The organism is Pseudomonas sp. NFACC32-1 (assembly GCF_900101215.1).
Taxonomy (GTDB): Bacteria; Pseudomonadota; Gammaproteobacteria; order Pseudomonadales; family Pseudomonadaceae; genus Aquipseudomonas.
The window spans coordinates 1-9,247 of the sequence record NZ_FMUL01000032.1; the positions used below are offsets into that span (position 1 = coordinate 1).

General features: G+C 66.0%; 1 protein-coding gene. It reads right to left on the bottom strand.

The window, feature by feature from the left end:
• The coding region (locus BLP99_RS25910; protein ID WP_143007990.1) for a non-ribosomal peptide synthetase at positions 1-9,247 on the bottom strand (9,247 nt) is incomplete at both ends.

Sequence of the window (9,247 nt, forward strand, 5' to 3'; positions counted from 1 at the left end):
ACCGGTGGAGCCGGAGGTGTAGATCACATAGGCCAGGTGCGACGAGGTCAGTTCCGGAACCTGGGGATTCAGAACGGATTCGTCCTGCCAAAGTTCGCTACCCAGATCGATGACCGGCATCGCAGCGCCGGCCAACAATCCAAGCGTCGCCGCCTGGGCCAGCACCGCCGCCGGAGCGCTGTCTTCCAGCATGTAGGCGATCCGGTCCGCCGGGTAAGCCGGATCCAGCGGTACGTAACCGCCGCCAGCCTTGAGGATCGCCAGCAGGCCCACCACCATGTCGAGGCCGCGCTCGACGCAGATCGCCACCCGAGAATCGGGTTTTACGCCCTGCTTGCGCAGGTAATGGGCCAGGCGGTTGGCCCGTTCGTTCAGTTCGCCATAAGTCAGGCGTTGTCCGCGATGCAGCACCGCCAACGACTCCGGCGTGCGCTGAACTTGCGCTTCGAACAACCCGTGAATCGTCTGCTCCAGCGGGTATTCGGCCTGGGTGGCGTTGAAGCCCACCAGCAACTCTTCACGTTCCGTCGCCGGCAAGATCGGCAAGTCGGCCAATGGATTTTCCGGCGCATGCTCCAGGGCCTCCACCAGGCTCGCCAGTGCCGTTTCCATATAGGCACCGACCCGTGCCGCGCCCACACCGGCCACGGCCTGAACGGTGAGGCCGAAGCCTTCGCCGAGATCGTCCACCGACAACGTCAATGGATAGTTGGTGCGTTCTTCGCCACCCAATGCCTCGATCCCTTGCCAGGCCGATGACATGTGCAACGTAATGGATTCGGCGCTGGTATGACGATAATTGAGCAGCGCGCTGAACAACGGTGTCGGCGCGGCTACCCCGCTGCAACGCTGGGCCAGTGCCAGGGAGGCGTGTTCATGCCCCAGCAATCCGGACAGTCGAGCGTGCGTCGCCAATACACTGTCCCGCACGCGCCCACCCACCGGTACACAGATGGGCAGTGTATTGATGAACATCCCCAGCGCCCGGTCGGCGCCCTCGCCGCCCTGCATCCGGCCCATCAGTACCGTGCCGAACACCACCTTCTCACGGCCCGAGACGCGGCCCAGCACCTGGGCCCAGGCCAGGTGATGCAGGGCAGCCGCGCTCACCCCCAGGCGCCGGGCCTGGGCGCGCAGGCGTTGACTCAGATCGATCGCGACGTCCTGTCGGGTTTCCTCCATGACGCCGTTATCGCCGCGAACATCCTGCAAGCCGAAAGGCAGCGTCGGCTCGTCGACACCCCCGAGCATATCGCGGAAGAATTCTTCGTGCTCTTCAGGGCTCACGCCCAGGCGCGCCTGGGCCACATAGTTGCGATACGGCACCGCATCGCCCAACCGGCCAGCCTGCCCCAGCAGGTGGGCCTGCATCTCGTGCCGAACCACTTCCAGCGCCGCATGGTCAAGCGCCATGTGATGGAACAGCAGGCTCGCCACCCAACGCCGGTTGGGCGCATCCTCGGCAAATCGAATGCACATCAGCGGTGCCTGGCGAATATCCAGGCGATGATGACTGGCGTCAAAACGCGCCTTCAACTGGCCAGCGACGTCGCCGTCGCCAGGACTGAGGCGCATCTGCTCGACGCCCAACACTGCCTTGCGCCAGACCACCTGCACCGGCTCCTCCAGCCCTTCCCAGGCCATGGAAGTGCGCAGGATGTCATGGCGGTCGATCACACCCTGCAAGGCCAGGGAGAAGTCATCCAGGCGTTCGCGGCTGTCGAAGGCGAACTGCGCCTGCAATACGTAGGGATCGCCCTGTCTGGCGGCGAGATGGTGATAAAGGATGCCTTCCTGCAACGGCGCCAGGGGATAGATGTCCTGCACATTGCCCGCACCACCCGGCACGCTCGCCACGATCCGATCGATGGCCTCCTGGGACAAGGCCACCAGCGGCAGCAGGTCCGGTGTGATGCGTTGGCAATCGGGTGCGATCAGGTTCGCCGGAACCTGCACTTCCTGGTTGTCATGGCGGCCGACGGCCGCGGCCAGCGCGGCCAGGGTGGGTTGGCCGAACAGCACGCGCACGTCGGCACTCAGGCCCGCCTGGCGCATCCGCTCGATCAGGCTGACGGCCAGCAGGGAATGACCACCCAGTTCAAAGAAATGGTCATGGCGACCGACCTGTTCCACACCCAGCAGCGCCTGCCAGAGCTGCGCCAGGGTGGTTTCGACGTCGCCTTGCGGGGCTTCGTAGCCACGGGTGACCACTGCATCCAGATCCGGTGCCGGCAAGGCCTTGCGGTCCAGCTTGCCGTTGGGGGTCAACGGCAAGGCGTCCAGGCGCACGTAGGCCACGGGCACCATGTAGTCCGGCAGTTGCCCTTGCAGATGGCTGCGCAGGGCCTCGATGTCCACGGTCCGGGACTCGGTGAAATAGGCCACCAGGCGCTTATCGCCCGGGACATCCTCACGAGCCAGGACCACCGCCTCTTTTACCGCCTCATGCCCAGCGAGCCGTGCTTCGATCTCCCCCAGTTCGATGCGGAAACCACGGATCTTCACCTGATCGTCGTTACGACCCAGGTATTCGATATTGCCGTCCGGCAGGTAGCGACCCAGGTCGCCAGTCCTGTACATCCGGGCATTGGTTTCGCTGCTGAACGGGTCCTTCAGGAAGCGTTCGGCAGTCAGGTCATCCCGATTGAGGTAACCGCGGGCCACGCCGGCGCCGCCGATATAGATCTCTCCCGGTACGCCCAACGGCACCGGTTGGCGGTGTTCATCCAGCAGATAGAACTGGGTGTTGGCCACCGGTTTACCGATATGCGCGGCGAAACCCTCTTCGCGGGACATCGATACCCAGCTTGAGTAAGTGGTGGTTTCCGACGGGCCATACAGGTTGCACAGGCGCTTGACGGAAGTCTGCTCGAACAGCGCTTCCACCAGGCTGCGCTTGAGGGCTTCACCCGCCACGTTGACGGTCTCGACACCCTCGCCCAAGCCACCGGATTCCAGCAGTGCCTTGAGGGCCGACGGCACCGTGTTGATCAAGGTGATGTCGTGCTCGCCCTGTTGCAGTTCCAGCACATTGGCGACCACATCGATGCTGCCACCGCAGGTCAACGGCGCGAAGCACTCGTAGACCGCCAGGTCGAAGTTCAAAGAAGTGGAAAACAGCGTCTTCGACAAGGTCTCAGAATCGAAGGAACGATGCGCCCAGGTCAGGAAGTTCACCGTGTTGCGGTGCTCGATCATCACGCCCTTGGGCAGACCGGTGGAGCCGGAGGTGTAGATCACATAGGCCAGGTGCGACGAGGTCAGTTCCGGAACCTGGGGATTCAGGACGGATTCGTCCTGCCAAAGTTCGCTGCCCAGATTGATGACCGGCATCGCCGCGCCGGCCAACAATCCAAGCGTCGCCGCCTGGGCCAGCACCGCCGCCGGGGCGCTGTCTTCCAGCATGTAGGCGATCCGGTCCGCCGGGTAAGCCGGATCCAGCGGTACGTAACCGCCCCCTGCCTTGAGGATCGCCAACAGGCCCACCACCATGTCGAGGCCGCGCTCGACACAGATCGCCACCCGGGAATCCGGTTTCACCCCCTGCTTGCGCAGGTAATGGGCCAGGCGGTTGGCCCGTTCGTTCAATTCGCCATAAGTCAGGCGTTGTCCGCGATGCAGCACCGCCAGTGCATCCGGCGTGTGTTGTGCCTGGGCTTCGAACAACCCGTGAATCGTCTGCGCCAGCGGGTATTCGGCCTGGGTGGCGTTGAACGCCTGCAACACCTGCCGCCGCTCGGACTCGGACAGGATCTCCAGGTCATTGACGGCGGTGTCGGGGGCGAACTCCAGCGCCTCCACCAGGCTCGCCAATGCTGTCTGCATGTAGCCACCGACCTGGCGAGCATCCACCGCACCGGCGGTCTGCACGCTCAGCAGGAACCCTTCGCCCTGGTCGTCCACCGACAACATGCACGGATAGTTGGTCCGCTCCATGACCTGCAGCACTTGCGTACCGGCCCAGCGGTCGACACTCTCGCCCTCCTGGGACGGGCTGTGGCGGTAGTTGAGCAAGGCGCTGAACAGCGGCAACGATGCCGGTACGCCACTGCAGCGCTGGGCCAGGGCCAGGGAGGCGTGCTCATGGCCCAACAGGGCCGTCAGCCGTGCGTGGGTCGCCTTGACCCCGGCGCGTACCGGCTGCCCTCCCACGTCGACTCGCAACGGCAGGGTGTTGATGAACATGCCCAGGGCCCGATCGGCTCCTTCGCCGCTTTGCATGCGGCCCAGCAACACCGTACCGAAGACCACATCCTCGCGACCGGACACACGTCCCAGCACTCGTGCCCACGCCAGGTGATGCAAGGCTGCCGCGCTCACGCCGAGTTGGCGCGCCTGCTGCCGCAGGCGCCGGCACAGCGTGGGATCGAGGTTCAGCTTGACCTCCTCGATGCCCCGACCGTCACCCTGGACTTCCCGCAGGCCGAACGGCAGCGTCGGCTCCTCCACATCGGCGAGCATGTCGCGGAAGAAACGCTCATGCTGCCCACGGGGTACCCCCAACAGCGTCTGGGCCACGTAGTTGCGGTAAGGCATGGCCGCCTCCAGGCGGTCAGCCTCGCCCGCGAGGAACGCCAGCATCTCCTCCTGCATCACGTCCAGGGCGGTGTGGTCCAGGGCGATGTGATGGAACAGCAGAACCGCGACCCACCGCTGCTGAACGCTGTCCCAGGCGCAGGCCAGGCGCATCAGCGGCGCCTTGTCCAGGTCCAGCCGGCAATGACGAGGATCGAACCGCGCCTGCAACTGCGCGGCGATATCGCCTTCGGCCGGGTCGAGGGCCTGCTCTTCGAGCGTCAGCCGGCTCTGGCGCAGTACCACCTGCAATGGCGCGTCGAGGCCTTCGCGAAGCAGCGCGGTCCTGAGGATATCGTGGCGATCGATCACCGCCTGCAAGGCAGCCACGAAGTCGTCGAGCCGAGGGCGGCTGTCCAGGGCGAACGTGGCTTGCAGCAGGTAGGGATCGCCTTGTTCGGCGGCGATGTGGTGATAAAGGATGCCCTCCTGCAACGGCGCCAGGGGGTAGATGTCCTGCACGTTGCCGGCACCGCCCGGCACACCGGCGACGATCCGGTCGAGGGTGTCCTGGTCCAGGCTCACCAGCGCCAGCATCGACGGCGTAATGCGCTGGCACCCGGCGGGAATGCCGTTGGCCGGCACGCTGATCTCGGCGCGACCGCCCACGGCCGCCGCCAGGGCGGCCAAGGTAGGTTGACCGAACAGCACCCGCACATCGGCGCTCAGGCCGGCCTTGCGCATCAGTTCGATCAGTTTCACCGCCAGCAGCGAATGTCCGCCCAACTCGAAGAAATGATCGTGCCGTCCCACCTGCCCGACACCGAGCACCTCGGCCCACAAGCCTGCCAGCGTGGTTTCCACCTCCCCCAGCGGCGCTTCGTACGCACGGCTGGCGAAGGCATCCGCTTCCGGGGCCGGCAACGCACGACGGTCCAGCTTGCCATTGGGTGACAGCGGCAGTTTTTCCAGGCGCACGAAGGCCGCCGGGACCATATAGTCCGGCAGCAGCGCTTGCAGGTGTGCACGCAGGTCATCGGCCTCGGCCACGGCATCGGTGGACTGGGCGGTGATGTAGGCCACCAGGCGCTTGTCGCCGGGGCTGTCCTCACGGGCGACCACGGCCGCCTCTTTCACACCGGCGTGCTGGCAGAGCCTGGCCTCGATTTCCCCCAGCTCGACACGGAAGCCGCGGATCTTGATCTGGTCGTCGTTACGACCCAGGTATTCGATATGGCCATCGGGCAGGTAGCGCCCCAGGTCGCCGGTCTTGTACAGGCGTGCCTGCCCGTCGCTGGCGAAAGGGTCGCGGATGAAACGCTGCGCAGTCAGGTCGTCGCGGTTCAGGTAGCCACGGGCGACGCAGACGCCACCGATGTGAATCTCGCCCGCCACGCCAACCGGCACCGGTTGCAGGTGTTCGTCCAGCAGATAGATGCGCGTATTGGCCACCGGCTGGCCGATCGCCGGCAACGTCGGCCAGGCCGCGACAGCGTCCGGCAAGGTCAGCGCCGTGGTGACATGGGACTCGGTCGGCCCGTAGTGGTTGTGCAGGCGGCAGCCATCCAGGCGTTCGAACAAGGCGCGGATCTGGGGCGTGATGCGCAACTGCTCGCCTGCGGTGATGACGTCCCGCAGGTTGCACTCCAGGGGCGTGTCCCGATGCTCGCCCACCACCGCCTCAGCCAGGGCCTGCAGGGCGATGCACGGCAGGTACAGGCGCTCGATGCGCTGTTGACGGATGTGCTCGAACAGGCGGTGGAAATTCAGGCGGATGTCGGCATGGATCAGGGACAGTTCGCCGCCGTCGCACAGGGTGCTGAAGATTTCCTGGAACGCCACGTCAAAGCCCAGCGCGGCGAACTGCAAGGTGCGCGCCCCACGCCTGCCATGCTGCTCCGCCTGCGCGCCCTGCCATTGCATGAGGTTGACCAGGGCTCGGTGCCCCATCGCCACGCCCTTGGGTTGCCCGGTGGAACCCGAGGTGTAGATGACATAGGCCAGGCTGTCGTCGCTCGCCGGCACATCCGGATCGCTGGTGGGTTGCGAACTGATGTCGAAGGCGTCGCGTGCCTGGGCGTCGAGCAACAGCGCGGGCACGCCTGATTGCGAGAAGCGCTCCTGCAACGAGTCCTGGGTCAGCAGCACCTTGGGCGCGCTGTCCTGCAGCATGTACGTCAGGCGCTCGATGGGATACGCCGGGTCCAGCGGCACGTAGCCGGCACCGGCCTTGAGGATGGCCACCAGCCCGGCGACCATTTCCAGGCCGCGTTCCATGCAGATCGCCACCCGATCGTCGACACGGATGCCCAACTCCAGCAGCCGATGGGCAATCTGGTTGGACAGACGGTTCAGTTGCGCGTAAGTCAGGTGCTGGCCTTGATAGCTCAACGCGATGGCGTCGGGCTGGGCGCGCACCTGGGCTTCGAACAATTGATGGACCCGCAACCCCGACGGGTACGCCGCATCGAAGGCATTGAACTCGTCCAGCAATTGCCGACGCTCGGCGGCGGGTACCAAGGCCAGGCTGTGCAGCGGCGTAGCCACGTCGCCGTCCAGGGCATCGGCCACCGATTCGAGCATGGTGTGCATGTAGCCGCAGATCCGTTGCGCACCGATCCCGGCCACTGCCTGGACCGTCAGCCCGAACGATTCGCCCAGGTCATCCACCGACAGCGACAGCGGGTAGTTGGTGCGCTCTTCCCCTGCGAGGATCCGCGCCCCGGCCCAGACCCGCGCCTGGCCCGCATCCTTGGGCGCCTGTGCCGCAACGGCGGTCTGGCGGTAGTTCATCAGCGCGCTGAACAACGGCGTCGGCGCGGCCACGCCACTGCAACGCTGGGCCAGGGCCAACGGCGCATGTTCATGGCTCAGCAGGGTGGCCAATCGGCCATGGGTGGTCTTGAGCGCGGCAAGCACGCCCTGGGCGCCGGCCTCGACCCGCAACGGCAGGGTGTTGACGAACATGCCCAGGGCATGGCCGGTATCCTGGCCGCTGTGCAGGCGGCCCATCAGCACGGTACCGAACACCACGTCCTGGCGAGCGGACAGACGCCCCACTACCTGGCCCCAGGCCAGGTGATGCAGGCTGGCGGTACTCACCCCCAGCCGCCGGGCCTGGGCGCGCAGGCGCCTGGCCAACCCGGTGTCCACGGCCAGCGTCGCCTCCTCGATACCGCTGCCGTCACCCTGCACATCCTGCAGGCCGAACGGCAATGTCGGCTCGTCGACATCCCCGAGCATCTCGCTGAAGAACGCCTCGTGTGGCGAGCTATCGCTGCCCAGGCGCACCTGGGCCACATAGTTGCGGTAAGGCACCGACACCGGCAACGCCGCTGCGCGCCCTTCCAGGTGTGCTTCGATTTCCTTGCCCAGCATGCCGAGGGATGTGGCGTCATCGATCAAATGATGGAACAACAGCACTGCCACCCAACTGCCGTCGGCGGGATCCTCGCTGAAGTGGATGCGCATCATCGGCGCCAAGCGCAGGTCGAAACGGGTGTGGCGTGGGTCGAAGCGGCTCTGCAATTGGCCGGCGATATCGCCGTCGACCTGGTCCAGGTGCACTTGCTGCACCGTCAGCGGCGCTTCGCGCCAGACCACTTGCACCGGCTCCTCCAGCCCTTCCCAGGCCACCGAGGTGCGCAGGATATCGTGCCGGGCGATCACGGCCTGCAGAGCCTGGGCGAAAGCGTCCAGTCGCTGGCGACTGTCGAAGCGCAACAGGGCCTGCAACAGGTATGGATCGCCTTCGGTGGTTGCCAGATGATGGTAGAGGATGCCCTCTTGCAACGGCACCAGGGCATAGATGTCCTGCACGTTGGTCACGCCCCCCGGCACGGTGGCGACGATGCGGTCGATGGCGGCCTGGTCCAGGTCGGCCAGGGGCAGCATGTCCGGGGTGATGCGCGTGGTGTCGTGGGCGATCCGGTTGGCCGGTACTGCGACGCCACCGCTGTCTCCCGTGGCGGCCGCCAGGGTGGCCAGGGTCGGCTGGCCGAACAGCACCCGTACATCCGGGTCCAGATCCAGCTGGCGCATGCGCTCGATCAGCTTGACCGCCAGCAGCGAGTGACCGCCCAGTTCGAAGAAGCGGTCGTGGCGCCCCACCTGCTCGACACCGAGCAGCTCGGCCCACAGCGCGGCCAGGGTGGTTTCGACCTGGCCCACCGGTGCCTCATAGCTGCGTCGGGCATAGGCCTGGGAGTCGGGTGCGGGCAGCGCCTTGCGGTCGAGCTTGCCGTTGGTGGTCAGCGGGAAGGCGTCGAGCATCACGAAGGCGCTCGGTACCATGTAGTCCGCCAGCGAGCCCAGCAACTCGCCTCGCAACTGGGCAGCGGACAAAGCGACACCGTCCCGGGACAGTACATACGCCACCAGGCGCTTGTCCCCCGGCTCGTCCTCGCGCGCGATGACCACCGCTTCGCGGACGCCTTGGCACGCGGCCAGCCTGGCCTCGATCTCCCCCAGTTCGATGCGGAAGCCACGGATCTTCACCTGTTCGTCGTTACGCCCCAGGTATTGCAGTTCACCGTTGCTCAACCAGCGACCCAGATCGCCAGTGCGGTACATCCGCGCGTTCGCATCGTCGTCGAACGGATCGGGCAGGAAGCGTGTTTCATTGAGCTCCGGGCGGTTAAGGTAGCCACGCGCCACACCCGCGCCCCCCACATACAGCTCGCCGTCCACCCCCTTGGGCACCGGCTTGCCGTACTTGTCCAGCAGGTACAGG